This is a genomic window from Maridesulfovibrio sp., assembly GCF_963666665.1.
In the GTDB taxonomy this organism is placed as follows: Bacteria; Desulfobacterota; Desulfovibrionia; order Desulfovibrionales; family Desulfovibrionaceae; genus Maridesulfovibrio.
In genome coordinates, this window is sequence record NZ_OY762999.1 from 2,047,740 (window position 1) to 2,073,819 (window position 26,080).

Sequence of the window (26,080 nt, forward strand, 5' to 3'; positions counted from 1 at the left end):
ATTGGATGAGGTGAGAATAGAACCAGGGAAAAAAATTCCCGGAGAATATCATGTCAGATTACACCTCAGGAAATATCAACTTCACCGGACTCGGATCCGGAACCGACTTCCAGTCCCTTATCGACGGGCTGATCAAGCTTGAACGGGTTCATATCAATAGACTCGAGAGCTGGAAAAGCAGTTGGAGTGATAAAGTTGAAAAATTTCAGGAACTGAACACCGCTCTCCTCGGCCTGCAGACCACGCTCAAGTCCATGGATACACTTGATGAATTCATGAGCAAGACCGTAACAACATCAGATTCCGGGACCCTCACCGCCACAGCCTCAGCGGAAGCTCTGGTCTCCTCTCATGCAATTGAGATCGGCCAACTTGCCACTAACGATATTCATGTAACTGATTCAGGTGTTTCAAGTCTGACACAATCAATTTTCAGCTCCACAGGTGAGTTCACTTTTACGTATGGTTCCGAAACCATCACCCTGAGCAACATCAGCGCGGGAACATCACTTCAGGGCTTCGTGAACCTGATCAACTCCCATGTTGACTCCAGAGAGAAAATCAGGGCGACCACCATTAACGATGGAACCAGCTACCACCTGCAAATCTACGGACTTGATCTCGGGGCAGATAATCAGGTTAGCATCGACAATACTGTCGGGATGGTTTTCAGTAAAAACGATTTTGACGAAACTCAGGATGCAGTAAACTCGCAGATCAAAGTTGATGGTTACCCTCCCGCACCTGGGGACTGGATAGAACGCGATACCAACACCATTAGTGACGTTATCGACGGGGTAACCCTCAACCTGAAAAATACCAACGCATCAGGTCAAACCACCGCGATCGGCATTGTTACCGACAAAGAGGGCATGAAAGAGAATGTCCAGAAATTTGTCGATCAGAACAATGAAATCAGGCAAATGATTAAAGATTTGACCTCGGTAACAACCTCTTCTGATTCGGCAAAAGGATCAATTCTCACAGGTAACTACGGGGTTGAATTGCTTGTCGGCCAGCGGATGAAAGATATCATCGCCAGTAAGGGTATAGGATTCAGCTGGTATGAAGAACTCCCCAACGGAGACTTTACCGGAGACCGCTATTCCGCACTCTCTCAGCTTGGAATCCTGACCAACGCAGATAGCGGCGGCGCCAACATGGGTTTGTTAGAGTTGGATACTGAAGAACTCAACAAAGCTCTGGATGCCGACCCCATGGCAGTGGCGATGCTCTTTTCTGCCAACTATGAAGGGGTAAGTGACTCCCCCAATGTTCAGTATCTCTCGCATATTAACGGAACCACCAAAGCCGGAGACTATAATGTTCAATACGAAGTATCCGGCGGTCAGATAATTTCTGCAACAATTAACGGCCAAACCGCCTTGGTCGATGCCGCTAACTGGCAGATTACCGGTGCAGGCGGTACTGATGCAGCTGGTATGGCTATCCGTGTAGAAAACCGCGCTGACGGAGTTTACGGCAACTCCGACAGTGACGCTTCAGATGCTATCAATGTCCACCTCAAACTTGGTAAGACCGGTGAGATGGTTGAAGCACTTGAAGATATGACCAGCGAAAGCGGTCCTCTTGAAATTCTTCAGGACAACTACGATACCATCATGAAGAACATCGATAAGAAAATCGAATCTGAAGAAGATCGAATTGCACTAAAAAAACGTATGCTTACAGAAAAGTATGCCAGACTTGACGCCTTGCTGGGTAACTATCAAGGCAAATCGGCTCAGCTGACGGCCAGTGTAACCCAGCTGATGAAAAGCTAGTTTAAATTTAAAATAAATCAAAAACAGCCTAAGGTTTTCTAAAAAGCCTGCCGATCAGTAAGTCAGGAGGAGCAAATATATGCACAAAGCCGCTCAAGCATACCTTTCAACTCAGGTCCATACCACTTCCAAGGGTGAACTTCTCATCATGCTTTATGATGCTGCAATCAAATTCATGAAGCAGGCCAAAGTGAAAATCAATGAGAAGGATTATGCTGCGAAAGGAATTCTTATTTCCAAAGCCATTGAAGTTATTTCTGAACTTACCGCCAGCTTAAACAAGGAAAAAGGCGGAGAACTGGCAGAAAACCTCAGCAGGCTCTATATTTATTGTAACACCAGACTGCTGCAGGCTAACCTGAAAATGGATACAGAAAAACTTGATGAAGTTATCAGGATTATAGACGGCATTGCTTCCGCTTACCGGGAAATTATTCCCACGCAAGAAGCTCAGGCTGCAGTTCCCCTGCAGACAACTGCGACCGCCAGCAGTGGCACAACCAACGTAAACCGCAGCTTTGTAAACGATGCAGGCTACGGAATGCCCAAAGCACATAATATGCCCGCCCCTAACGCCATGCGCTTGAAAAAGGCAGCAAACGCATACGGAGGCGGAGCATAACGAATCAACCGACATTTGCTCCTGATAATACGATAAGACAAGCCCCTGCTTAGGCAGGGGCTTTTTTATGAATTAAGGTAAGATAAGAACAGCCCCTCTTTACTTAACACCGTGTATCTGTCATCTATTTCTATCATGGAAGAAGACAGAATCAGATTACTTCAGGTCTCCCCCTCACTGGGATTGGGAGGCACTGAAAAAGTCATGCAATCATTTGCAGTCAATCTGGACAGGAAAATTTTTCACACTGCGATCTATTCTCCCTCCAACGGCCCCCGGGGAAAACTTATCCGTGAGCAGGGAATAGAAACCTTTGTGGGAACTGATCTGCTCACCGTCCTCGATAGATTCCAACCACATGTCGTCCACATCCATCGTGCAGGCTGGGCCGAACCGGGGTCTCTGCGCCCTTTTAAATTAGCCAAAATTCCTGTTTTGGTTGAAACAAATGTGTTCGGACATCATGACCCGAGCCCCGAAGGACAACTAATTGACCGGCACCTTTTCGTTTCCCATTTCTGTGCTAAACGATATGCGGCAGTTAATTCCATACCTGCAGTGGAGCCGAAGTATTCCGTACTATACAATCCGGTAGACACCGATTTCTTTCTTAAAAGATGTCCGCATGGGCGAAAAATACCCACAAATTCGTTCGGAAGAATTTCCCGCGCAGACAAAGGCAAATGGTCGTCACTTGCTCTTGATTTCCTGCCGATCTTGAAAGAACAGGTAAAAAATCAAAAGCTGGAGCCATTCCAATACCGAATCATCGGTGGAATACCTGAAGCTGAAAATTATGTCGCTGACCATAATCTGGAAGATTTAGTTTATTTTCTCCCCCCGATACTGACTGACAGCGAAATTGCCGAATTTCTAAATTCCATAAGCTTTCTGGTTCATGCCAATGATACAGGGGAATCTTTCGGACTAGTCATTGCCGAGGCCATGGCTGCTGGACTTCCTGTCATAACCCATCCCAGCAAAGAAATGCGGGATAACGCACAATTGGAACTTGTCGACCATGGCAAGACCGGCTTTGTTGCCCGCAATACCCAAGAGTTTGCGCAGTACGTCCGCTTTTTGTTAACCAATCCACAGGAAGCACGAAAAATGGGAGAAAACGGACGGGCGAAAGCAGCTAAACTATTTCGTGCACAAGACATAGCATCTAAACTAGGCAATATTTATCTGGACCTGCTCAAAATGAAAAAAGCCATTTAAGCCATGACTCACATCTTTGATTTATACTCGGAACAGATTTTATCCTACCGCCTTTCAGGACAGGAACCTGAAGAGCTGAAGCTACTTGCGGCAACTCCGGAAGAAACGGCCCAAAAACACCTGAGTTTCGCCTCACGGCGTAATACCGACACCATCATCCTTTTCGGTGCAGGCAATGGTTTGCTGGCAAAAGCGCTGGCGGAAAACAAAAAAACAAATCAAGAGCTCTTGATCTGTGATCTTTATCCTGAACATATTAGAACGCTTACGCAAAATAAATTAGACCAATCTCACGAAAACTGCATTCTGCTGACCGACTCATCAGTCTGGGCAATACTACTGCTCCTCATTCAAAACGGATACTCTGCCTCAGAATCTCATCTGATTCTCAATCCGGGGCTGGATGGTAAAAGCAAAAACAAACACCAAAACCTGCAAAAACTATTTTCCGGGAGCAAACAGGTATCCATCCCAACACAACCTTTGCCCTGCAAAATTTCTGCAGCGGCAATCCTCAGCCCTGATGAACCTCAGCTTGAAGACTTCATAAGACATTTCCCTGACTGGATTACTGAGATTATTTTGGTATGGGATTGTATAGAGTCAGCACCTGTCCCGAAGCTTCAAAGATTTCACCGGGCCGAAATTATTAATATTCACCATCCCCTTGATGCTGATTTTTCAGCACAGCGCAACCGCATGCTGAAAAATTGTTCCGGCGAATGGATCATATATCTTGATGCTGACGAAAGGTTGCATCCTGAAAGTTGGGATGAAATAAGATTGATGACATCCTGCGAGGCGTGTAATGGATGGTACTTTCCACGGATGACATTTTATCCTGACCAGAATCATTGCCGCATCGGCTACGGGCTTTGGCCGGACCTGCAACTCAGGCTTTTTAAAAACAACTGTAATCTCAGATTCGTAAATAAAATTCACGAGCAATTAACCGGATTACAGGGAGCATCCGGCATCCTAATGGACATTCCGATTCATCATCTAACTCATCTTTTGAAGAGCAGGGAAAAAATTGAATCTAAACTGGAAAACTTCAATCTTTCGACCGGCGGCCATTTCAGCCATCAGCTTGGCAGTGAATTACCAAGCATTGCAAATAATTTGCTTAGCCCCCGAAAAGAGAGGAAAGTAGGTCCATTGCTGCTTCCGGACATTTGTATGTCATAATGTTTATATACAATTGGCATTGCCTAACAGTATAAAATTTATTAGGTCTGACCGAAATATTCAGACAAACAGCTTCAAGGATTTAATATGAAAGTTACTTGTCCCGAGTGCGATTTCAGCAGTGAAATTCCGGAAGATAAAATTCCGGCAACTGCCCAGCTTGCCACCTGTCCAAAGTGTCAGGCCAAGTTCAAATTCAGAGACTTTGAAGGGGAAAGCGACCCGGTTCCGGGATTAGCTCCGGAAGATATCAGCCATCCTGCCCCTGAAGAAGAAGGTTATCAGGATGCTGCAGCCTATGCTCAACAACATGCACAGGAACAGCAGCCCGAAGGATTCGGCGATGAACAGCCCCTTCCTTATGATGAACAATTCAACCAGCAGCCTGAAACGATCCAAGAGGAAAAGATTCAGGAAGAGAAGTCAGATATCTGGCAGCGTCTTGACTCCATGAAACCAGAAGAGGACCTTCATGAGGAAGATCACGGCTATGAGACTGAAAGCTACAGCGAAGAGAACGAAGTTCCGTTCGAAAATCTGGAAAAATACGGTTTTTTTCCCGGCCTTTTCCTGACCATCAAACAGGTAATCCTTTCTCCGGCCACTTTCTTTAGGGGCATGCCGCTCAAGGGTTTTCTGATGCCACTGTTCTTTTTTGTCATTCTGGCTGAATTTCAGGAAATCTGTAATTTTATCTGGGCTATGACCGGGGTTGACACTTCAATGGGTGCCGATGTCGGAAGAATTATGAACGATTCCATGATCGCAGACTCTCTGAAGGATGGAACCGGACCAGCCCTCATGTCCCTGCTCCTTTATCCGCTCATGCTGGCAGGAATTAGTTTTCCGCTGATCGGCATGACCCACATTCTGCTCATGATCTTCGGAGCAGGAGAACGCGGTTATCAGGCTACTTTCAGGGCAACCACATACTCATATGCCCCGATCATCCTCTGCATTGTCCCTATTGTAGGTGATATGATCGGCGCGCTGATCAGTGTGGCAATCTCCATTATTGCCTACAAAAATATTCATAATACAACATACATGCGAGTTGTGCTTTCAATGGTTATGCCTATTGTGCTACTGTTGGTCATTCTGGGCTTCTACATGCAGTTCAACCAGCCCACAATCTAGCAGTATCCGAGGATAGTTTATGTTTGGATGGATCAAAGGAAAAGTTGCCAATGCCAAGGAGCGCGTCCGCATTGCCAAGGAAATTAATCCCAAAAGCTTTAGAAATATGGCCAGAGAGATTTCCGATCTTGCAGACGCCTGTTCTCAAGTATGTTCGCCACAGAGCGAAATGCTGCAAAAAGTAGAGAGAATTAAAGGCGAAATGGAACAGCTTACCGAACTAACCCGCCAACCGGAGTTCAAAAAACTCTCCGTACAGCGTAGAATGGAGCTGCGGGAAAGCATGATCCAATCCAAGGAACAGATTCTTGACTCCATGCAAGCAGCGCCCTCACCAACCAAATTGATGCAATAAAAACTAAAAAGGTTCTTCGAAAGAAGAACCTTTTTTTATTACTCAGAATCATACGGCATAAATATTGCTTTTATTTTTGCAACTATTTTATGGTCAAATTTCAGACACTATTAAACCCAATCCCGGTTGCCGATATGAAAAAATATTTGCTGATCCTTTTGCTGGCTTTATCCGCCTGCACCCATTTTGAAACGCAGATCGCCACTCAGTCCGTCTACTATCAGGATACCGAGGTATCTCTGTCGCAGTTGATGGTCTACTCAAGACCGGAAAAACCGCATTACGGACCGCTTTCCGCACTTTTCTATCCTTTCCACGTAACCCAGACCATGTACAAAGGAAGCGACTGGGGACAACTGGTTGCAAAGGGTGTCTGGCAGAACTGGACCAGCCTGCAAGTCTTTCCATCTATGGTTTATGACGACAACCTGATTTACCGGGGACTGGATGAAGCCCTTTTCACAGCCCGTTCGCGCGGCTACGACCTGCTGGTAGTAGGATTCGTTCCATATCTCTATCTGGGACATACCGTTGATGATTCCGCTGTATCGATTCAGGTGAAGATCTACGAAACCAAACGAGGCCAACTGGTCTGCTCTTTTGAACAAAGCGGACGCATTGAGAAAAAAATGGATGACGATTTTATCTTCGTAAAGCGGGAACACCGTATGCCGGACTCTGCTTTCTATAAAATCATACAGGCCATAGCTTCAGACATGGCTGTACCGCTTACTTCATGGGCACGCTACGAGAATACCAACCAAGGCATGGTCGCAGGCCTGATGCCCAACATGGTGCAGATACAGGCTCCCCCGCAGAGTGGAAACTCCGTGTCTCAAGGGACATCTGCCGAACAGAAACAGCCTATTGCAAAACCGGTAAGTCCAAAGGCAGCACCAGCCCCCGTGCAGTCTACAAATCAAGCACCTAAGACGCAATCCAAACCGCGCTCAATCAACCTTGCTGTGCAGTTTGATGTGGATTCATCGCAGATAAAACCAGAATCTTACTCACTTCTGAATGAACTGGGTAAAGCCTTGGTCAGCGACCGCCTCAAAGATAAGCGCGTTGTGATTGGCGGGCATACTGATTCGGACGCTTCGCCGGAATACAACCTTAAATTGAGTAAAGAACGTGCTGAAGCAGTCAAAAAATACCTTACAGAAAATTTTCCCATTGCGCCGCAACGCATCGGTACAACAGGCTTCGGGGAATCCAATCCGCTGGTTCCCAACACTACTAAATACAACAAGCTGCTAAATAGACGTGTACAGGTATCTATCGCACCTTAAGAAAGTATAGACAAACCAAACCAGCAAATCAGACCTCCTCGCTTCAATTACACACTGAACGAGGAGGTTTTTCATTGTCATACACATTTAAATGATAATCAGATTCAATTATTTATTCATATTTTTCAATACATTAAATTGCACAACATAAGCTCCTATTTTGCCCTTTTCCCCCGCTTACATTTGTGTTACTCAAAACTCGCTCTCTCATTACGCATAACCGATTGATTTTCCCAGTTGACGGATCGCAAACAGTAATTATTATTACTTCTAGATCAGGGGAAACCATCGTTAAAACTGATAGCCTGGCGCCATCTCAGCAGCTAGGGAGGAATTTATAAATGATTGGTATTTCTAAACTTTACTGTGGTGCAGTAGAATCTTCCGACGCCCTGCGCTACGGTCGTGAGTCTGGCAAACTGCCTTCTCACCTTCTGCAGTTTTCCAAAGACAAAAAACCCGTTGTAGTCTGGAACATGACCAGACGCTGCAACCTTAAGTGCGTTCACTGCTACGCGCAGGCTGTTGATCCTGACGGACAAGATGAAATTTCCACTTCAAAAGCAAAAGAGATCATTGATGATCTCGCAGCATTCGGCGCCCCGGTAATGCTTTTCTCAGGCGGAGAACCTCTGGTACGCAAAGACCTCGTTGAGCTGGCAAGCTACGCTACCGGCAAAGGCATGCGTGCAGTTATCTCCACCAACGGCACCCTGATCACTAAGGAAAAAGCCCGCGAACTGAAAGACGTTGGTCTCTCCTACGTTGGTATATCCCTTGACGGTACCGAAGAAACCCACGACAAATTCCGCGGCGTTCCAGGTTCTTACAAAAAAGCTATTGAAGGTGTAGAAAACTGTAAGGCTGAAGGCCTGAAAGTCGGTCTGCGCTTCACTATCAACAAACGTAACTGGACTGAAGTTCCTTCCATCTTCAAAGTACTGCGTGAACTTGACGTTCCCAGAGCATGTTTCTACCATCTGGTGTACTCTGGCCGCGGTTCCGAACTCATCAAAGAGGATCTGAGCCACGCTGAAACCCGCCAGTTGCTCGACCTGATCATGGACGAAACCAAAGCTCTCTATGATGCAGGCATGCCTAAAGAAATCCTCACCGTTGATAACCATGCCGACGGTGTATACGTGTACCAGCGACTGCTGAAAGAAGATCCCGAACGCGCCAAGGAAGTCCTCGAACTGCTGCAGTTCAACGAAGGCAACAACTCCGGCCGCGGTATCGGTTGTATCTCCTGGGACGGTCAGGTTCACGCTGACCAGTTCTGGCGCAACCACACCTTCGGTAACGTTCTGGAACGTCCTTTCTCCGAAATCTGGATGGACGAGAACATCGAACTGCTGCACAAGCTTAAAGACAAGAAGCAGCACGTTGGCGGCCGCTGCGCTACCTGTCGTTACCTGAACATCTGTGCCGGTAACTTCCGTGCCCGCGCTGAAGCATACTACGACGACATCTGGGCTCAGGATCCTGCTTGTTACCTCACTGACGAGGAAATCAAGAAGGACTAGGCCCGCTGTTTTGAAAAGCGTTTCAAGACGGTCGTCCTGTCGACGATAGATATTATTGAATCCCGGCGGGCCTACAGGTCTGCCGGGATTTATTATTTGAAATAAATATATCCAAGCTGCACGGCGAAGCCCTACTAAAAAAGTTTAGGATTCTTAAACCCTTTTCAACGGGTTTAAGCCGCCGGAGGCAAAAAGGAAGGTCTAACATGGTATTCGACTTCCATCGGGGACGCAGACTCAGACGTACTCCCGTTATTCGTGATCTGATCAGGGAAACCACACTTTCCGCCGATGATCTTATGATGCCCTACTTCGTCTATGAAACAGACGATGAAAATTTCAAAAAAGAAGTTTCCTCCATGCCCGGCCAGTTTCAGCTCAGCCTGAAACAACTGGAAATCAAAGTAGAGGAAGCAGTTGCAAACGGTCTCAAAAGCCTGATCCTCTTCGGCATTCCCGCTGAAAAGGACCCCGCTGGCTCTCAGGCCTACGCCGAGGACGGCATTGTGCAGCAGGCCGTACGCCTGCTCAAAAAACGCTGGCCCGAACTGCTGGTCTGCACAGATGTATGCCTGTGTGAATTCACTTCCCACGGTCACTGCGGACTGGTTAAGGATGAGACCATCCTCAACGATGCAACCCTTGATCTACTGGCTAAAACAGCCCTCTCCCACGCCAAAGCAGGCGCGGACATGGTTGCTCCTTCTGATATGATGGACGGACGCGTCGCCGCTATCCGCGAGATTCTGGACGAAAACGGTTTTGCTGAACTGCCGCTCATGTCTTATGCGGTAAAATATGCATCAGCTTACTACGGTCCTTTCCGCGAAGCAGCTGAAGGCGCACCCCAGTTCGGTGACCGCAAAACCTACCAGATGGACCCGGCCAACGCCCGCGAAGGCCTGCGCGAAGCAGCAGCGGATGTTATCGAAGGTGCTGACATTCTTATGGTTAAACCAGCCGGACCGTACATGGACATCATCCGTCAGACCCGCGACAATTTCGATCTGCCCGTTGCGGCTTATCAGGTCAGCGGTGAATATTCCATGATCAAGGCTGCAGCCTTGAACGGCTGGGTGGACGAAGAATCCGTGGTCTGGGAATCACTCATCGGCCTGAAACGTGCCGGTGCTGATCTTATCCTGACCTACTTCACTGAAGACGTACTCAAAAGACTGAAAGAGAAATAATATGAGCGATAAAAAAATGACAGGCGGACACCCCGGAGGTCATCCGGGTGGTGGACATCCCGGCGGTAAACCGGGTCACCCCGGTGGCGGACATCCCGGTGGTCATCCGGGCGTACATCCCATTCCCCAGAAAAACGCTGACGGTTCTCCTCCGCTGCGTTTGATTGCATGGGAAATTACCCGTTCCTGCAACCTTGCCTGCAAACACTGCAGAGCTGAAGCGCACCCTGAACCTTATCCGGGAGAACTTTCCACCGAGGAAGCAAAAGCGCTTATCGATACATTTCCTGAAACCGGTGACCCGATAATCATCTTTACCGGCGGCGAACCGCTGCTACGCCACGATGTTTTCGAACTGGTATCCTACGCCAATGACAAAGGTCTGCGCTGCGTAATGGCCCCCAACGGAACCCTGCTTACCGCAGAGAATTCCGTACAGCTCAAAGAAGTAGGCATCCAGCGTTGCTCCATCTCCATTGATGCTGCAGAATCGAAATACCATGATGAATTCCGCGGTGAAGTTGGCGCATTCGATCAAGCCATGAAAGGTATCCAGTACCTGAAAGATGCCGGAATCGAATTCCAGATCAACACTACTGTAACCCGCAACAACCTGCATATGTTCAAGGATATCTTCAAGCTCGCCAAAGATCTTGGAGCATCTGCATGGCATATCTTCCTGCTGGTACCCACCGGACGTGCAGCAGAGCTGGGTGCGGAAGTTATTTCCGCAGAAGAGTACGAAGAAGTTCTCAACTGGTTCTACGATTTCCAGAAGACCACCGACATGCAGCTCAAAGCGACCTGCGCACCGCACTACCACCGCATCCTGCGTCAGCGTGCGAAGGAAGAAGGTATTCCGGTCAACTTTGAAAACTTCGGCCTTGATGCTGTAAGCCGCGGTTGCCTCGGCGGTGTAGGATTCTGTTTTATTTCCCACCGTGGACAGGTTCAGCCCTGCGGATACCTTGATCTCGACTGCGGTAACGTGCGCGAGATTCCCTTCCCGGAAATCTGGGCCAAATCCCCGCAGTTCCTGAACCTTCGCAACCCAGAAACATACGACGGCAAATGCGGTCACTGTGAATACGAAAAAGTGTGCGGCGGTTGCCGTGCGCGCGCCCAGACCATGGAAGGCAGCTATCTTGGACCGGAACCGCTTTGTTCCTACGAGCCCAAAAAGAAGCCTAAAAAATAGAAAGGAAAGATAAATGGACGCAGTAGATAAAGAGATTCTCGGCATCATCCAGTCCCACTTCCCCATTGTTTCACGCCCCTACGAGGAGATCGGGAAGCTGGTGGGAGTATCCGAAGACGAAGCGCTTTCAAGGGTCAACGCCCTACGCGAAGAAGGTGTAATCCGCCGCGTAGGCGCAAACTTCGGTTCCCGCGAACTGGGTTGGCATTCCACCCTGTGCGCAGCCAGCGTGCCTGAAGAAAAAATGGATGAGTTTGTAGCCGAGGTTAACCGTCACAGCGGCGTTACCCATAACTACCTGCGTGAAAATGACTTCAACATCTGGTTTACCTTCATCGGTCCGGACAAAGAAACCGTGATTGCCACTCTCGATGCTATTACCGAGAAAACAGGCATCCGCGTACTTTACCTGCCCGCGACCAAGCTGTTCAAGATCAAGGTTGATTTTGACATGAAGGAAGACAAGGAGAAAAAATAAATGGCAGCTAAGGAAACTATCATTTCCCCGTCCCTGCTTTCCTGTGATTTCAGCCGTCTTGCAGATGAACTGAAAGCACTGGAAGAAGCAGGTCTTAAATGGGCGCACCTTGATGTAATGGACGGTAAATTCGTGCCCAACATCACTTTCGGGCCTCCGGTAATCAAGTCCATGCGCAAAGAGTGCAACCTGTTCTTTGACTGCCATCTCATGATCGAGCAGCCCGAACGTTATATTGATGAATTCTGTGATGCCGGAGCAGACCTGCTCTGCATTCATGCTGAATCCACAGTGCATCTTGAACGCGCAGTGGCAGCCATTGAAGAAAAAGGTGTAAAACCTGCTGTTGCACTGAACCCGGCAACTCCGCTGGAATCCATCAAATACCTGATTCCGCAGTTGCATATGGTACTGATAATGTCCGTGAACCCCGGTTTCGGCGGTCAGAAATACATTCCTTTCTGTACTCAGAAAGTGCGTGACCTGCGGGCAATGATCGATGAAATGGGTGCTGAAACCCTCATTCAGCTTGATGGCGGCGTGACCATGGAGAATTGTCGTGAACTGGTTGAGGCAGGCGCAGACGTGCTTGTTTCCGGTTCCGCATTCTTCAAATATCCGCCTTACGCAGAAAGACACAAACTCTTTCTGGAGACCTGCGCAGGCTAGGTCTCCGGTGCCGGGTAAGGGGAACTTTAACGGGTATCCCCTTACCCGGCCTTAAAAACTCCCAAATAACCCTTCAGACTATTTTATCACACAAACATCTTTAAGACTTTCACATGCCTTAAGCAGATCTCCCGGTGTGGTGAACATATTCTCATAGTCATTCAAGTCACGCAGTAATTGCGGAACATTCTGGTCTGACAGAGCTGACGCCTGCCCGGTAAGTGCAAGATTATGCGCGTAAGCAAACTGCGCCACAGCTTCAGTAAATTCATCAGAAATCGAAACTGAAACGTTATCTGATTCATCTAAAAATGCCTCTTGTAACTCCCGACACAAATCCTCTCCCGAAAGGAAAATTTCCTTTTCAGGCTCCATAACTGACGCAAGCAGTCTTTGTGGCTGCGGAAGTTCTGCTTGATCCAGTTTTTCCAAAACCTGTTCAATTAAATTTTTATCATCCAGCTGTGCCGTTGCGGACTTTTGCAGAAGGCCACCTTTAAATTTGAGTTTATATTCCGGTCCGGCATTGGCGTAGCATTGGGCCACAAACTGAGAACAAACCATCGGTGCCTTGCCGGGGCTTTGATGCTTATGGATGTATTCAACAATAGAAGCGGTTATCTTTTTGAAAATTCTAATCATCACTCGCTGCTTAGCCGAGCTTGGAGTAAACTTTCTGTATAACAGAAGCAATCCTACAAAATACAAACCGCTTTGATCGTATGGTTCCTCATCATTAAGGTAAGTATTGGCAACATCAATAACCGGAACCATAGGCAACTCTTCTTTCAAGCGACGAACAGTAATCTTCCTGTCCTTAAAGCGCTCAAGAGCGTTATTGGTCGCAACCTGCGGTGGGCTTTCCTCAATAATCAGCTGCTTGGGAACATCGTAAAACATTGCAGCATGACTTACAGGCGCATCAGTTAAAAATGTGATTGCCCAAGAAATAAAGCTGCCCTTCTCAGCTGAAAAAAGCAGAACATCACCAGCTTCCAATTTTTGAATATCCATATGCACTCCTTAGTTGAAATGTCCATCATGATTTTTCTGAATCTAACATATGCAATACCATAAGCATTATAACACAACTACAGCCAACTTAACTGGAATGTATTCAACCATGAACGCCATAATTATCATCGCTTACGCATCTTCCCCATCTTTCAAATTTCCTTCTACCCAACCGGTTCCGATGTTATAGTGCAGCTGAATTTCCGTTTAAAAAATTGAAAATAACTTCGCTGGATTGGGAACCATACTCTGGAAAACAACTACCTGAGCACGGAAAATCCATTGCAAAACTCAGAGAAATTTTGAAATCAAGCGAGATTGAACTGGAAGCAGATTTATGAAACTCCGCTGGTGCTGGCGACCCAAAAATCTGAGCACAGCGATCGCATACTAAACATTTTAACAAAATCCCTCGCGAACCAGCCCCGAGACAACGCTAAAAAAGCAACTAAGCTAGAGGCATTAATACAATACCCAGTTACCAGAAGGAATCAAAATACAATCTATTTCAAATTGTACTTTTTAAGGATTGCATCATAAACTCCATTTTTTCGTATTATTCTTAATCCCTCATTAAACCTATTCCGCGGGACTCTCCCTTTTTTTTTATTGAAAATCACATACATTTTTTCAGAACGATAGGCCTTGCGACTTGCACCAAATTTGCTTTCATTTCCAGGGAACAACTTTCTCAGATAAGACCAACCAACCAGCTCATTCTCCGGGACAAAATCGACACGCCCTTTTTCAAGCTTCATAAAAGAGGTCTCAGGATCAGCAACATAATCCACATTCAGACCGTGTTTGATGAAATAATCCTCATACCAATATCCTCTTGTTCCACCGAAAACATAGCTGCTTAAATCTGGCAAAGCTTTGAATTCCACACCTTCAGGAAACCTATCTTTCAAATAAAAAAGGACCTCACGCGTGGAGTGGATCGGATCAGAATAAAGAAGTACTTTAGCGCGCTCAGGGGTTTTTGACCACGGGAAAGACCCTACAGCAGCGCCCTTTTCAACCATTATAAGCGAACGCTTCCAAGGATAAAATGAATACTCGACATCCAGCCCAACGGCTTGCAACGCAGCACTCACAATTTCAGCACTGACACCATTATTGTGTAGATCCTGTGAAACATACGGGACCCACTCGCCTTCAGCAAAATGCAGTTTTGCAGCATTAGCATGCCCATAAACGATAAGCACGGTCATGGCGAATAAAAAAATGAATTTCTTCATCACAAGCGAATCCCCATAATAAGGATTACAGCAAACTAAATTGCTGTAATCTCTTTTTACCTGATATAGAAATCTATTTCAGATTATACTTTTTTAAAATCGCACTATAGATTCCATCACTTTTAATTTTTTTAAGCCCCTCGTTAAACATAGTTACAAGCTCAGCTTTATCTTTGGAAAAGATAACGTACATTTGTCCAGATCTCGTAGTATCTGTTGTTGCCCCGAATTTATTTTCCTGTCCGGGAAACATTTCTTTGATGATAGTCCACCCCACAAGCTCATTCTCAGGAATCAGATCAACACGGCCCCTCTCAAGCTTCTTAAATGACGTCTTAGTGTCTGAGACATAATCCACTTTTAGTCCGGCTTCCTTAAAAGCTTTCTCATACCAGTACCCAGCAGTTCCGCCAATTACATAAGTCTTGAGGTCTGATAACGAATTAAATTTGAGTCCATCGGGGAATTTTGATTTCATGTAAAAAAGAACTTCGCGGGTTGAATGGAGAGGATCTGAAAACAACAATTGTTTTTCACGTTCCGGTGTTTTGGACCAAGGGAAAGACCCCGCAGCCTCGCCTGCTTCAACCAAGTTAATTGATCTTTTCCATGGATAATATTCTAGTTCAGGTTCCAGACCCACCGCTTTCAAAGCTGCCCGGACGATTTCAGTAGAAAAACCGTTCTCAGGGAGATTTTTGGAAACATAAGGCGCCCATTCTCCCTCTGCAAAATGTATTTTCCCGGCAAATGCCGATCCAGAAAACAAGAATAGCACGGATAAAATGATAAAAATTACTTTCCTAATCATTACGCTGGCCCCTCTAAAATAATTTGTTAAAAAAGCCCTCAGTGGTTACGGCTCTCAGACAGCTAGACCACTATATCATACAACAATATTTTCTTTTGATACAAGTAAAGAAGGAAAAAAACTCCGGCAACTTTGCAGTTACCGGAGTTTTATTTTTAAATCATATTTATTTTATTTATTGTTGCCCTTACCATTTCCACCCTTGTTGCCCTTACTTGCACCCTGCCCCTTAGCTCCGCTGGATGCGGCATTTGCACTAGAGGTACTTGCGCCGGCTCCACCATCAACTCCTCCGCCGGAGTTACCGCGTCCGCCGGAAGACTTAGCGCTTGAGGCAGACTCGGAACCCTTGGCGCCGCCTTGGGCCTTACTGGAAGCACGGCTCAGCCCAACGGACTTGTCACCCTTACCGCCGGAAACACCGGGAGTTGAAGAAACACCGGTTTTCGTGTTCCTTGAAGTAGCTGCGGCAGATTTCTTACTTTGACCGTAGTTCTTGGCAGTTGCAGTTTCTGTTGTTGTGGCAGTACGTGTCTGTGCCTGCTTCTGATGTCCCAGTCCAAGAGTACCGGGATGAACACCAAGTTCATGGGCGATCTCACCCCAACCCATACCCTGCTCGCGCATAGAGGCAATAGCAGCGGTATCAACTGCTGCGGCAGCAGAAAGAGTTTCGTCAGCAGCGGCCTTCGCAGTCTCAAGAGTGCCTTGCGCTGCAGCAAGTTCGGCAGAAGCAGCATCAAGATCAGTTTCTGCGGCAGTCAAACCGGTCTCAGCTTCAGTCTTGGCAGTTTCTGCTGCGGACAAGGCTGCCTGTGCGTCAGCAAGATCAGACTGAGCTGCTGCCAGAGCTTCTTCGTCATCTGCAGCAGCGGCAATAGCATCATTTGCTGCACTAATTGCTTCATTCGCTGCAGCAATTTCAGCTTCAGCAGCTTCAAGGTTAGAATTATAACTGTCTACAGAAGCCTGCGCCGTTTCAACAGAAGTAGTTGCGGTGTCCACGGTTTCCTGAGCGGAAGCAACTTCAGCTTCTGCCTCAGCGATAGCTTCACCGAATTCTTCAGCCTTGGCTGCAGCATCAGCGGCAGCAAGAGTCTCAGCCTTTGCAGCCTGAGCAGGGTTGGCAAATGCCGGAGCTTCAACTTCTTCAGCCGTACCGGGATCAGTAGTATCAGTAGGTTCAGTCGTGTCAGTAGCCTCGCCGGTATCAGCGGGATCTGTGGTCTCAGTCACACCGGTTGTTTCACCGGTCTGGGTATCCTGAGCAAGTAAGGGTTGAACTGCCAACATTACACTCAGGATAAGCATCGCAATCAGACACAAGTTTTTTCTAAACATGTTTTTCATAGACTCCTCCCTCCCCTAATTAATTACAGTTATAAACTGTATGGATTCGTCCAGCTTGAAAGTCCTGCCACTTCTTTCTACCTCTTCAGCTGAACCGAACCAGCTTAAAGGCATTCTTGCGGGATCAAAATCAGGATGCCCGCTCAATATATAATCCCGAACTCCTATAGCACGGGCTTTAGCCAACTCTGCATTGCCAGCCACATAAGCGACAATGTGGAAACGGAGATCTTTATTCTCTTCCATCATCGCGGCAATCACGTGCAGAGAGTTCTTGCTTTCAAAGTCCGAATCACTTTGACCGGGCTTGAACGTAATACTTCGTAAAGTTAAATTTCGAGTTCCGAATATAAAATTGCGGTAGGTAAAATCACCGAGCAGATTCAGTTTTTCAGTTCCGCTCATAGCAAGGGCACCGTCCGGATAATACTCAAGGTATTTTTTCCATGCTTTAACGGCTTCCTCTTTCTTGCCCTGTCTTCCCAGTATGTCGGCTCGGTTATAGAGGGCTTCAGGATTATATTCGTCTAATTTTATGACCTTATCATAAAGAATAGAAGCTTCGACGAGCTTTCCTTCTTCAAGATAGCTGTGGGCGAGATACAGATTGGCTGAGATATGATTAGGATCCAGTTCAAGGACTCGGCGATAGGCGGTCCTCTCCTTGCTGTATTGCTTCAGGGCCCAATAGTTAACCCCAGACCAAAAGAGATATTCGACATTATCAGGAGCAATGCGGACGGCTTTTAAGATATATGGCTGAGCTTCTTTCGGCTTTTTCAACGCCATATAATAACGGCTAACATAATATGCATAATCGGCATCACCCGGATTTTCCTGCAACTTTTCACTGAACGCTTTGATTCCTTCCTTATATTTCTGACTGTTCAGATAGTAAGGACCGGAAAAGGTTGTACATCCTGTTGACAGAAATAAAAAAAGAGCCAACAGAACAATAAATCGCTTCACATCATCCTCCATACGGTGGAGTTTGTGTTTACGACCCCTCAAGAAAACAAAATCCCGTCTACAGTTATAATAAAGACCTGTAGACGGGATTAACAATTCTTTATATCGGTAAATATTATAACATAAAGAGTACTACCTGAATCAAACCGATAATGAAACCGAGGACTCCACCGATAACTTCAATAAATTTAAACTCTTGCTTCATTATGGAAAAAAGAATCGACTCAAGCTGCTCCATGGAAAAGCATTCAACTTTATCCTGAACGATACATTTGAAATCAAGGGAACACTCAAGCTGCGAAGATGTGGTTTCGATAAGCTTAGGCAGCATGGAATCGAGCTCCTGAGAAAGCATTCCCTTTACAGTCTTCATTGTTTCATCATTCAGAAACATGCCTACCATGGGATGCAAAGTGGTGAGTTTTTCACGGAAGAAGACATCCAGATACTCAAGCACAACATCTTTATGCTTATCGATAAACGCCGGATCGTGAATAACATTTTTAATATCTGTATGGGAAATCAACTCACGCTCGATCATCTCACCCAGACGCAGAGCCAACTCCTTTTGACGCTTGGGAAAAATACCTTGAATTGTAAACGGACCGATTTTTATCGGCTTGTGCGGATGAAAAAGCATTTTTACCGCGAGAAAGTTTGTAAACCAACCGATCAAAGCGCAAATTACGGGCGAAAGAAGAAGCTTCATAGTAATCATTATATTTTTTCCTGAATTATTTTTTCTGGTTACTCTAAAAAGAAGTGCGCGATTATCCTTGTCTAAATTCTAATAAAGTGCAAGCAAATTAAGCCAAACCATACTCTTAAACAAAAAATCACTTGATTAGTTCTCAAATCAACGTAAAGTGGTCACCCTAATAGGGTGGAGTAAAGTAGAGGGGTATTATGATATGAAGAATTTAAGCTGTTCAAGATCAATTTATTCTGAACTTGCGGAACTCAGGGATAAAAACAAAAGCCTGAGAAATTCCCTTCTTGCCAAATGCCCGGACTGTGGACAGTTCCGGTTCCGCGATCTTTTTTCTAACGCCGCTTCAGCCATTTTAATCCTAAACAAGGAAGGCGAAATCCTATTCGCCAACTCTGCTTTCACTACAATTACGTCCTATGATCAGGATGAAGTTATCGGTAAGCTATTGCATGAAATACTTGTTTCCGAAGATGACAGCGAGGGCAGAGAGTATCTGTATAATCTTTTTTGCGGCCCTGCTGGAAAAGCAAATATTAGTCTAGCTATTACCGATAAAAACAATGCTCCCCATTTCATTGACATGTCAGTAGCCAACATTGCAGCTACCTGCGACACCCCTGAAAACTGCATATGCATTATGCAGGATGTTACTTCCGAAAAAGAAGCCGAACACCGCCGCGAAGAGTTGATTGAAGAACTGATGGAAGTAAAAGAACTTCAAGAAGATAACGCAGCACAGTTGGCTACCCTACTCCATGAGCTTGATGAAAAGAACTATGCCTTGGAACTGGAAATTGCCGAGAGAAAAAAAGCAGAACAAAAGCTCAAGGAAAGTGAAGAAAGATTCAAGAATTTGAGTATAACCGACCAGCTGACCGGACTTTTCAACCGTCGTCACATGCTCGATGTTGCAGAAAAAGAGATTTTCAAAAGCCGAAACACCGGAAATCCATTAAGCATAATGCTCATGGATGTAGATGACTTTAAGATGTTTAATGACACTTACGGTCATGCTGCAGGTGATGATATCCTTGAGGCCATAGGCAAAATTATCAAAAATAATATTCGTGGCAAAGACAAAGCCTTCCGCTATGGCGGAGAGGAATTCATGGTTATCCTGCCCGAAACAAACGGTCTTGAAGCTATCAAGGTAGCAGAAAACATTCGCATCGCACTGGCTGAATATAAATACCATCCAAAAGACGGATCACCCATCCATAAAACAATAAGCATCGGCGTTGCTGAATTTTCCAACGACGAGTCTTTGGAGAAAGTGATCAAACGTGCAGATGACAATATGTACCGTTGTAAAATAAAGGGTAAAAACAGAGTTTATTTTTCCTGTGAATAATCCTTTGTGCTGTCAAAGTGGTTTGCACGAACCGTTTCAGCCAAGTCTTTTTCAAGCTCAATAAAAATCTCAGTAAGCCCTTTGTTCATAGCTTTTACAAGGGCAGCAGGTCCGGTTGAGCCTATTGTCTCCTCTCTGCTGAAATCACGTGAATACACAATTGGAAGATCGGGATTGCTGTTGTTGAGCATGATGAATTGCATCTTGATGACCGCCTTCGGCTCCATACAGGAATAATCACCATAAATTGAATTGACCACACCTTCCAGAAGCAATTCTCCTGTACCAAGGCTTTCAGGCCCCAGCACATTGGCAAAAACTCCAGACTTACCCATCCAAACCCGCAAATCCTGAGTTATCAATGATGCAGGCGGAACAAAAAAAGAATTATAGTAATCGGCCTCAAAGACATTATCACCAACCTTATAGACAAGGTCACGATCTTCATAACGCGGTGAAATTTTGATCCTGCGGACAATCAGATTCTTTACAGATTTAATATTGTTTTCCTGTACATCATCACGAACAACATCGAGAGTGTAATATTTTCGGTCAAGACTGGGCCGCTCCAGCTTTACGCAACCTGCTGCTGCACAGAGAGCAACAAACACCAACATAACCGAAATGTTACATATCCAAAAATTTATTAATTTATTTTTTCCCATTACTTACTCCCCTGCTTAAGCGGAGCCTGTTTCGGCGGATCACCAAAGAGGACACCGGAAGGATATTGTCTGGCCTCATTACTGAGTTCCCGTAAATTTTCCATCAGCCTGCGTACATTATCCAGAATTGCTTCGATATTTCCCTGCTGTCCCGCCACAGTCATATTCACCCTTGAAAGTGTAGATTCAAAACGTGCGGCCGCCCCCTTGATTCTGTTAGAGGCTTCGCTGATATTATTAAGGGTAGTAGAAAGATCTGCCAGCGTCTGCTTGCCTTTAGGCCCTGAAAGATATTCTTCCATACCTCCGGTCACATTTTTAGCACTCTCGGAAGCTTTACGGATATCCTTCATAGCAGCCACAATATCGCCGGAAGAGCTTTCCATGACTGTCCGCAGGTTACGGGCCGCAGCCGCCACATCGGGCATAAGGTTATCCACTTCCGGATCAGCCAAAAGCTGGTTTACACGGGCAATAAATTTTTCGGCCTCGGTAAGAGTTCCGGTCAAACGCTTACTGATCTCGCCGGTATCTGAATTTTTAAGAAAGGTGCTCATACTCTGGGCCACGGAACGGACGTCCTCAATAGCCTCGGAGATATTGGCCTTGTTGATATCCTCAAGCGTATCACTGATGGAAGCAACCGCGCTCTCGACTTTACTCATCATGGACGGAGCTGAAGGTACATAAAGATGTTTCGGCTTCCATGTAATTTCCAAAGGAGGATTTTTTGTTGGATCAACATAATCAATTTCAAGAAAAAGCTGGCCGGTCAGCCCGAGAGAAACAGGACGGGCACGCAAGCCCCGATTAACTTCTTTCTTCAAGGCATGGACCAGCTCCTGCCCTTCCTTGGTTTTAAACATCTTATGATTAAGATCGCCAAGAAGATATACGTAGCGCAACGCACTCTGGTTTAAATCCACATAGTGATCGGTCACAAAACCGATCTGACTGACGGTACCGATTTTAACCCCGCGGAATTTGATAGGTGAACCGACCTCAAGACCATTCACGGACTCATTAAGGTAGGTTTCCATTTTAACACTTTGCTCAAATATCTTACCCGCGCCAAGTATTGCCAGCACCGACACAAAAAGTATGGTGCCGATAATTATAAAAAGTCCCAGCCTGAAAGGATTGGTTTTCCGACTCATATATTCTCCGTAGCCAAGGTCTGTTCCATAGCTTTACTTTCAACTTCTCGATGAAAGAACCTACGCACAAGCGGATGCTCCGATTTCTCACTCAGAATACGGGGATCACCTTCGGCAATAATGCCACGAGTGCTCTTGTCGAGCATGATCACCCGATCCGCAATGGAAAAAATAGATTGTAACTCATGTGTTACAATTACAAATGTTACCCCCAGCGAACGTGATAAGCTGCGAATCAACTCATCGAGCTCGGCTGAAGTGATAGGATCAAGCCCGGCAGAAGGCTCATCCAGAAATAGAATTTTGGGATCAAGGGCCATAGCTCTGGCAATAGCCCCGCGCTTGAGCATTCCCCCGGAAAGTTCGGAGGGCATCTTATCCGCTGAAGCTTCAAGACCGACCAGAGAAAGCTTCATACGTGCGGTGTAATCCATGGCTTCTCGCGGCATGGACGTAAATTCCTCCAGCGGAAGGCGTACATTTTCAAGCAGAGTCATGGAGCCGAACAAAGCTCCCATCTGATACATAACCCCGATCCGCTGCAATATTGCCAATCTATGCCGTCCGTAAGCAGAACCTATATCATCCCCTTCGATAAGGATTTCACCGGCTGCCGGAGGATAAAGTCCGATCATATGCTTCAGCACAGTACTCTTACCGCAACCGGATCCACCGAGGATAACAAAAATTTCCCCCTGCCGGACATCAAAAGAAATATCATCGATGATGACCGCATCACCGTAGGCGCAGGTCAGGTTCTGCACGTTAATTATATTTTTATTTGTGCGAACCAATTTAAATACCCGTAAGGAAAAAGATTACTGCAAAAATACCATCAAACACGGCAATAAGAATAATTCCGCTGACCACTGCGCTGGTGGTGGAATCACCCACCGCACTGGCCCCTGACTTGGTAACCAGCCCGCGCTGGCAACCGATCCCGGCAACAAGAAAACTGAAGACTACTGCCTTGATCATACCTCCGGAAAAGTCCATCCACTGCACATTCTCAAAAACTCGCCCGCAATATGTCGCCAACGGATAGCCCATGGAAAGCATAACCAGCGCCCCGCCCACAAGGCTCATGAAGTTGAAAAAGAGGGTCAGCAGCGGAGTCATGCAGACAGTAGCCAGCACCCGTGGCAGAACGAGAAAACTTACAGGATTAAGCCCCATGGTATTCAGGGCATCCAGCTCCTCATTGACTTTCATGGTCCCTATTTCAGCGGCAAAAGCTGATCCGGTCCGTCCGGCAAGCAAAATAGCTGTGACCATAGGACCAAGTTCGCGAAACATGACCAAGCCGAGCATGTTGGGTACAAAAATTTCAGCCCCGAAACGCATCAGGGATACTGCGGACTGGAATGACATGATCAACCCCATCAGGAAACCGATCAGCAGGATGATAGGCAATCCGTCTGCTCCGACTTTCTCACATGTAAGCCAGAAATCAGGCCAGCGCAGCCTGTTCTTTAAAGTCGCGGTAGAAAGGGATGCAAGAACGCAATTCCCTGTAAATTCAATTTGTTCACGCATATCTGCGGCCACAGCCTGACCGGATAATCCGACGGATGTAATCCAGCCCTGTATGCCGCCTTTGTTTTTTACCTGCTCACTTGGTGGAGCAGCTTTATCAAGGTCAAATAAATCAAGAAAAGATGCAAACTCGGGACGCAGCCCGTTAATGACGAGAGAACTACCCCGATCACGGCAGCCGGCCTTCATCATCATAAACAACGAAGCTCCGCCTCCGTCCAGATATTCAATCCCGGAACATTCCACCACCGAACACCCTGCCGCCACAGCGGCACGGGCTTTATCCCAGACTTCCCCGGCTCCTTCGGCATCAAGACGACCGGAGACACTCATAGTTGAGCCTGATATTTGAAATGCAATAGAATCTGAGATCATAATAATACACTCTTTTCCAATTATATATCATGCTTTCTAGCAGGTGGTAAGTCGAAAGGGAAGCAAGAAGTATGCAGGATTCAATGCTGCCATATTTTCTAATTCTATATGTATCCATTACTACTCTGCAGTGGTATATTATTAATTGATTACAGCTAAACATACCATCAGAACATGTAATAAATAAGCCAGCCGGAGGCAAATCGATGACTATAAAAATGAAGCTTTGGTCTATTGGAGCCTTAGCACTAGCAGGATTATTCGCTGTTTTTGCCATCAACTTTTATGGCACGCAACTAATGCAGAAAAATCTGCTTATGGAAGAGCACGCGCTTGAACTCGAAATTGAAATGCTGCAGGCCAGACGGGCAGAAAAAGATTTCCTGCTGCGCAAGGAGGCAGATTATATTGACAAAGTTAAGGCTAAAACAAAATCAATGCATACCCATCTTGCAGAACTTGAAAAAAGTCCTCTCAAGGACTTAGCGACACAGGGTAAATCGCTTACTTCTGGTTATGAAAAACAATTTATGGTTGTTGCCAATAATTTTATAAAGCTGGGCCTTACTGAAGACTCCGGACTACAAGGACAATTGCGTAAAGCAGTCCACGATGCCGAAAAGGCTGTAATAGGCAGTGACAAAATTTATGAGGCTGGAATCCTCAGACTGCGCAGAAACGAAAAAGATTTCATGATGAGAGTCGACCCCAAATACTTGGATAAATTCAGCAAAAACATGGAACTACTCGTCACCAGCATTGAAGAATCCTACTTTGAACCTGAACGCAAGAACTACATTCTCGAAAAACTTAAAACTTATGGCACCGGCATGAACCAGTATGCCCAGATGACTCTCAAACTAAAATCAGAACAAGACAAATTCAGGAAAATAATCCATAAAATGGAACCGCTCCTTGAAGATCTTTCACACAAATCAGAAAAGCAATTACACGAGCAACAGCAACTGATCAGCAACGCAACTATCGCAGCTGAGTTGATTGCCGCTGCATTGCTCATTACAGCAATAATCTTCATTATCCGATCCATTCTCGGCCCACTTTCAGCATTACAGGCGTGTGCTAGAGAAGTCAGTGGCGGTGATTTTGAATCATGCAACAGAATCAGTTTTCACGGAGAACTGGAGGAGTTACGCGTAACAATTGCTGAGATGGTCATCCAGTTAAAGAAAAGCATGGACGAAGCTGAGCAAAAATCTGTTGAGGCAGACAATCAGGCTCAGAAAGCTAAGATGGCTATGGAAGAAGCCCACTCTGAAAAAGAATATGCAACTTCACTTCTTGCGACTCTTTCCGCCATTGCGGATGATGCAGGTGACATCACCTTAAGTCTCAACTCTGCGGCAGAAGAACTTGCACGCCAGTCCTCAGGAATTATGCAAGGAGCCGATAACCAGAAGCACCGGGTACAGGAAACGGCCACAGCCGTTGACCAAATGAGTGCAACTATCCTTGAAGTAGCCAGTAACTCTTCCAATGCATCCGAAGGCACCCGGAATGCTGCCGAGAAAGCCCATGAAGGATTCTCCATTGTTGAACAGGTGGTCGAAGCAACAAATCAGGTTCAGGCAAGCACAGGAGAGCTGCAGACGGCTCTTGCCAAGCAGGACCAACAGGCCGAATCCATTGGCGAAATTATGAACGTAATTTCAGACATTGCCGACCAGACCAACCTTCTGGCCCTGAATGCCGCCATTGAAGCCGCGCGGGCAGGAGAAGCAGGTCGCGGATTCGCTGTTGTAGCAGATGAAGTCCGTAAACTGGCTGAAAAGACCATGACAGCCACACAGGAAGTTGGCAGCGCTATTTCCGCAATTCAAAGCGGCACTTCCACCAGTCTGGAAATTATGCAATCAACAGAAAAAGCAGTTAGCAAATGTTCCGAGCTGGCCGAGAATGCCGGTATTTCATTAAAGTCCATTGTTGAAATCGTTACCGAATCAGCTAATCAGGTTGAATCGATCGCTACTGCAACGGAAGAGCAATCAGCCGCAGCCGAACAGATCAATTCTTCCACTATGGAGATAAACACCATTTCTGCTGATATATCAGACAATGTAGCCCAGTCCGCAGAAGCTGCTGATAATGTCAGCCAGCTTGCATCTGAACTTCAGGCACTTATCGAAAAGATGCATAAAGCAAAGGACAAGCGCTAAGTTTCACCTGCCATAACCAAAACAAAATGGCCTGCATATCTTGTAGATATGCAGGCCATTTCATT

Annotated in this window: 24 protein-coding genes; 14 read left to right on the forward strand and 10 right to left on the reverse strand. The window is 46.1% G+C overall.

Annotated elements, in window-relative coordinates:
* The first annotated feature begins 50 nt into the window (after positions 1-50).
* From fliD to rpe, 12 genes are all read left to right on the forward strand, one after another.
* On the forward strand, positions 51-1,784 hold the full coding sequence (gene fliD / locus ACKU40_RS09380) for a flagellar filament capping protein FliD (RefSeq protein ID WP_320176254.1): 1,734 nt from the start codon (positions 51-53) through the stop codon (positions 1,782-1,784).
* A gap of 79 nt (positions 1,785-1,863) precedes the next feature.
* A complete protein-coding gene (fliS, locus tag ACKU40_RS09385) occupies positions 1,864-2,406 on the forward strand; it encodes a flagellar export chaperone FliS (protein ID WP_320176255.1) in 543 nt (180 codons plus the stop codon).
* Positions 2,407-2,541: 135 nt separating this feature from the next.
* A complete protein-coding gene (locus ACKU40_RS09390; protein ID WP_320176256.1) occupies positions 2,542-3,627 on the forward strand; it encodes a glycosyltransferase family 4 protein in 1,086 nt (361 codons plus the stop codon).
* 180 nt (positions 3,628-3,807) lie between these two features.
* The gene (locus tag ACKU40_RS09395; protein WP_320176257.1) at positions 3,808-4,815 is read left to right on the forward strand and encodes a glycosyltransferase; all 1,008 of its coding nucleotides are present in this window, start codon (positions 3,808-3,810) and stop codon (positions 4,813-4,815) included.
* A gap of 87 nt (positions 4,816-4,902) precedes the next feature.
* Positions 4,903-5,952 carry a zinc-ribbon domain-containing protein gene (locus ACKU40_RS09400; protein WP_320176258.1) on the forward strand — a complete coding sequence of 350 codons (1,050 nt, stop codon included), beginning with the start codon at positions 4,903-4,905 and terminating at the stop codon, positions 5,950-5,952.
* A 19-nt stretch (positions 5,953-5,971) separates the two neighbouring features.
* Complete coding sequence (locus ACKU40_RS09405; protein WP_320176259.1) at positions 5,972-6,307, forward strand: hypothetical protein; 336 nt, start codon at positions 5,972-5,974, stop codon at positions 6,305-6,307.
* Between the two features lie 134 nt (positions 6,308-6,441).
* Entirely contained in the window at positions 6,442-7,599 is a 1,158-nt protein-coding gene (locus ACKU40_RS09410; RefSeq protein ID WP_320176260.1) for an OmpA family protein, read from the forward strand.
* Positions 7,600-7,940: 341 nt separating this feature from the next.
* Positions 7,941-9,125, forward strand: coding sequence for a 12,18-didecarboxysiroheme deacetylase (ahbC, locus tag ACKU40_RS09415; protein ID WP_320176261.1), 1,185 nt, complete (start codon positions 7,941-7,943; stop codon positions 9,123-9,125).
* 206 nt (positions 9,126-9,331) lie between these two features.
* A complete protein-coding gene (gene hemB, locus ACKU40_RS09420; RefSeq protein WP_320176262.1) occupies positions 9,332-10,315 on the forward strand; it encodes a porphobilinogen synthase in 984 nt (327 codons plus the stop codon).
* Position 10,316: 1 nt separating this feature from the next.
* Positions 10,317-11,513 carry a heme b synthase gene (ahbD, locus tag ACKU40_RS09425; protein ID WP_320176263.1) on the forward strand — a complete coding sequence of 399 codons (1,197 nt, stop codon included), beginning with the start codon at positions 10,317-10,319 and terminating at the stop codon, positions 11,511-11,513.
* Between the two features lie 13 nt (positions 11,514-11,526).
* Complete coding sequence (locus ACKU40_RS09430) at positions 11,527-11,991, forward strand: AsnC family transcriptional regulator (protein WP_320176264.1); 465 nt, start codon at positions 11,527-11,529, stop codon at positions 11,989-11,991.
* Positions 11,992-12,660, forward strand: a complete 669-nt coding sequence (gene rpe / locus ACKU40_RS09435) for a ribulose-phosphate 3-epimerase (protein WP_320176265.1) — start codon at positions 11,992-11,994, stop codon at positions 12,658-12,660.
* 78 nt (positions 12,661-12,738) lie between these two features.
* On the opposite strand, the gene ACKU40_RS09440 is transcribed toward rpe, so the two are convergent.
* The 6 genes from ACKU40_RS09440 to ACKU40_RS09465 all read right to left on the reverse strand — a co-directional run bounded on the left by ACKU40_RS09440 (position 12,739) and on the right by ACKU40_RS09465 (position 18,763).
* Positions 12,739-13,674, reverse strand: coding sequence for a hypothetical protein (locus ACKU40_RS09440; RefSeq protein ID WP_320176266.1), 936 nt, complete (start codon positions 13,672-13,674; stop codon positions 12,739-12,741).
* A gap of 503 nt (positions 13,675-14,177) precedes the next feature.
* A complete protein-coding gene (locus ACKU40_RS09445) occupies positions 14,178-14,915 on the reverse strand; it encodes a transporter substrate-binding domain-containing protein (RefSeq protein WP_320176267.1) in 738 nt (245 codons plus the stop codon).
* Between the two features lie 73 nt (positions 14,916-14,988).
* Positions 14,989-15,726, reverse strand: a complete 738-nt coding sequence (locus ACKU40_RS09450; protein ID WP_320176268.1) for a transporter substrate-binding domain-containing protein — start codon at positions 15,724-15,726, stop codon at positions 14,989-14,991.
* A 171-nt stretch (positions 15,727-15,897) separates the two neighbouring features.
* Positions 15,898-17,076 (reverse strand): hypothetical protein, encoded by a 1,179-nt coding sequence (locus tag ACKU40_RS09455; RefSeq protein WP_320176269.1) that lies wholly within the window; start codon positions 17,074-17,076, stop codon positions 15,898-15,900.
* Positions 17,077-17,091: 15 nt separating this feature from the next.
* The gene (locus tag ACKU40_RS09460; protein WP_320176270.1) at positions 17,092-18,045 is read right to left on the reverse strand and encodes a tetratricopeptide repeat protein; all 954 of its coding nucleotides are present in this window, start codon (positions 18,043-18,045) and stop codon (positions 17,092-17,094) included.
* 115 nt (positions 18,046-18,160) lie between these two features.
* Positions 18,161-18,763 (reverse strand): DUF445 family protein, encoded by a 603-nt coding sequence (locus tag ACKU40_RS09465; protein ID WP_320176271.1) that lies wholly within the window; start codon positions 18,761-18,763, stop codon positions 18,161-18,163.
* 193 nt (positions 18,764-18,956) lie between these two features.
* Here ACKU40_RS09465 and ACKU40_RS09470 point away from each other — a divergent pair, with 193 nt between their 5' ends.
* Positions 18,957-20,108, forward strand: a complete 1,152-nt coding sequence (locus ACKU40_RS09470; RefSeq protein WP_320176272.1) for a diguanylate cyclase — start codon at positions 18,957-18,959, stop codon at positions 20,106-20,108.
* On the opposite strand, the gene ACKU40_RS09475 is transcribed toward ACKU40_RS09470, so the two are convergent.
* The 4 genes from ACKU40_RS09475 to ACKU40_RS09490 are packed head-to-tail and all read right to left on the reverse strand — an operon-like array spanning position 20,090 to position 23,841.
* Positions 20,090-20,773, reverse strand: a complete 684-nt coding sequence (locus tag ACKU40_RS09475) for a hypothetical protein (protein ID WP_320176273.1) — start codon at positions 20,771-20,773, stop codon at positions 20,090-20,092. The genes ACKU40_RS09470 and ACKU40_RS09475 overlap by 19 nt on opposite strands.
* The gene (locus tag ACKU40_RS09480; protein ID WP_320176274.1) at positions 20,773-21,930 is read right to left on the reverse strand and encodes an MlaD family protein; all 1,158 of its coding nucleotides are present in this window, start codon (positions 21,928-21,930) and stop codon (positions 20,773-20,775) included. Before ACKU40_RS09480 ends, ACKU40_RS09475 begins: the two co-directional genes overlap by 1 nt.
* Entirely contained in the window at positions 21,927-22,724 is a 798-nt protein-coding gene (locus tag ACKU40_RS09485; protein ID WP_320176275.1) for an ATP-binding cassette domain-containing protein, read from the reverse strand. The genes ACKU40_RS09480 and ACKU40_RS09485 overlap by 4 nt, the downstream gene beginning before the upstream one ends.
* A 1-nt stretch (position 22,725) precedes the next feature.
* Positions 22,726-23,841, reverse strand: a complete 1,116-nt coding sequence (locus ACKU40_RS09490; RefSeq protein WP_320176276.1) for an MlaE family lipid ABC transporter permease subunit — start codon at positions 23,839-23,841, stop codon at positions 22,726-22,728.
* Between the two features lie 206 nt (positions 23,842-24,047).
* On the opposite strand from ACKU40_RS09490, the gene ACKU40_RS09495 reads away from it, so the two are divergent.
* Positions 24,048-26,015: a HAMP domain-containing methyl-accepting chemotaxis protein gene (locus ACKU40_RS09495; protein WP_320176277.1), complete on the forward strand. Its 1,968-nt coding sequence runs from the start codon at positions 24,048-24,050 to the stop codon at positions 26,013-26,015.
* Positions 26,016-26,080 lie beyond the last annotated feature (65 nt).

Coding starts and splice junctions, on each gene's coding strand:
- ACKU40_RS09400 (WP_320176258.1), top strand. CDS start 4,903: ATGAAAGTTACTTGTCCCGAGTGCGATTTCAGCAGTGAAATTCCGGAA.
- ACKU40_RS09410 (WP_320176260.1), top strand. CDS start 6,442: ATGAAAAAATATTTGCTGATCCTTTTGCTGGCTTTATCCGCCTGCACC.
- ACKU40_RS09430 (WP_320176264.1), top strand. CDS start 11,527: ATGGACGCAGTAGATAAAGAGATTCTCGGCATCATCCAGTCCCACTTC.
- ACKU40_RS09390 (WP_320176256.1), top strand. CDS start 2,542: ATGGAAGAAGACAGAATCAGATTACTTCAGGTCTCCCCCTCACTGGGA.
- fliS (WP_320176255.1), top strand. CDS start 1,864: ATGCACAAAGCCGCTCAAGCATACCTTTCAACTCAGGTCCATACCACT.
- ACKU40_RS09475 (WP_320176273.1), bottom strand. CDS start 20,773: ATGGGAAAAAATAAATTAATAAATTTTTGGATATGTAACATTTCGGTT.
- ACKU40_RS09445 (WP_320176267.1), bottom strand. CDS start 14,915: ATGAAGAAATTCATTTTTTTATTCGCCATGACCGTGCTTATCGTTTAT.
- ACKU40_RS09440 (WP_320176266.1), bottom strand. CDS start 13,674: ATGGATATTCAAAAATTGGAAGCTGGTGATGTTCTGCTTTTTTCAGCT.
- ACKU40_RS09405 (WP_320176259.1), top strand. CDS start 5,972: ATGTTTGGATGGATCAAAGGAAAAGTTGCCAATGCCAAGGAGCGCGTC.
- ACKU40_RS09465 (WP_320176271.1), bottom strand. CDS start 18,763: ATGATTACTATGAAGCTTCTTCTTTCGCCCGTAATTTGCGCTTTGATC.
- ACKU40_RS09455 (WP_320176269.1), bottom strand. CDS start 17,076: ATGAAAAACATGTTTAGAAAAAACTTGTGTCTGATTGCGATGCTTATC.
- rpe (WP_320176265.1), top strand. CDS start 11,992: ATGGCAGCTAAGGAAACTATCATTTCCCCGTCCCTGCTTTCCTGTGAT.
- ACKU40_RS09490 (WP_320176276.1), bottom strand. CDS start 23,841: ATGATCTCAGATTCTATTGCATTTCAAATATCAGGCTCAACTATGAGT.
- ACKU40_RS09480 (WP_320176274.1), bottom strand. CDS start 21,930: ATGAGTCGGAAAACCAATCCTTTCAGGCTGGGACTTTTTATAATTATC.
- ahbC (WP_320176261.1), top strand. CDS start 7,941: ATGATTGGTATTTCTAAACTTTACTGTGGTGCAGTAGAATCTTCCGAC.
- ahbD (WP_320176263.1), top strand. CDS start 10,317: ATGAGCGATAAAAAAATGACAGGCGGACACCCCGGAGGTCATCCGGGT.
- fliD (WP_320176254.1), top strand. CDS start 51: ATGTCAGATTACACCTCAGGAAATATCAACTTCACCGGACTCGGATCC.
- ACKU40_RS09495 (WP_320176277.1), top strand. CDS start 24,048: ATGACTATAAAAATGAAGCTTTGGTCTATTGGAGCCTTAGCACTAGCA.
- hemB (WP_320176262.1), top strand. CDS start 9,332: ATGGTATTCGACTTCCATCGGGGACGCAGACTCAGACGTACTCCCGTT.
- ACKU40_RS09450 (WP_320176268.1), bottom strand. CDS start 15,726: ATGATTAGGAAAGTAATTTTTATCATTTTATCCGTGCTATTCTTGTTT.
- ACKU40_RS09470 (WP_320176272.1), top strand. CDS start 18,957: ATGAAGAATTTAAGCTGTTCAAGATCAATTTATTCTGAACTTGCGGAA.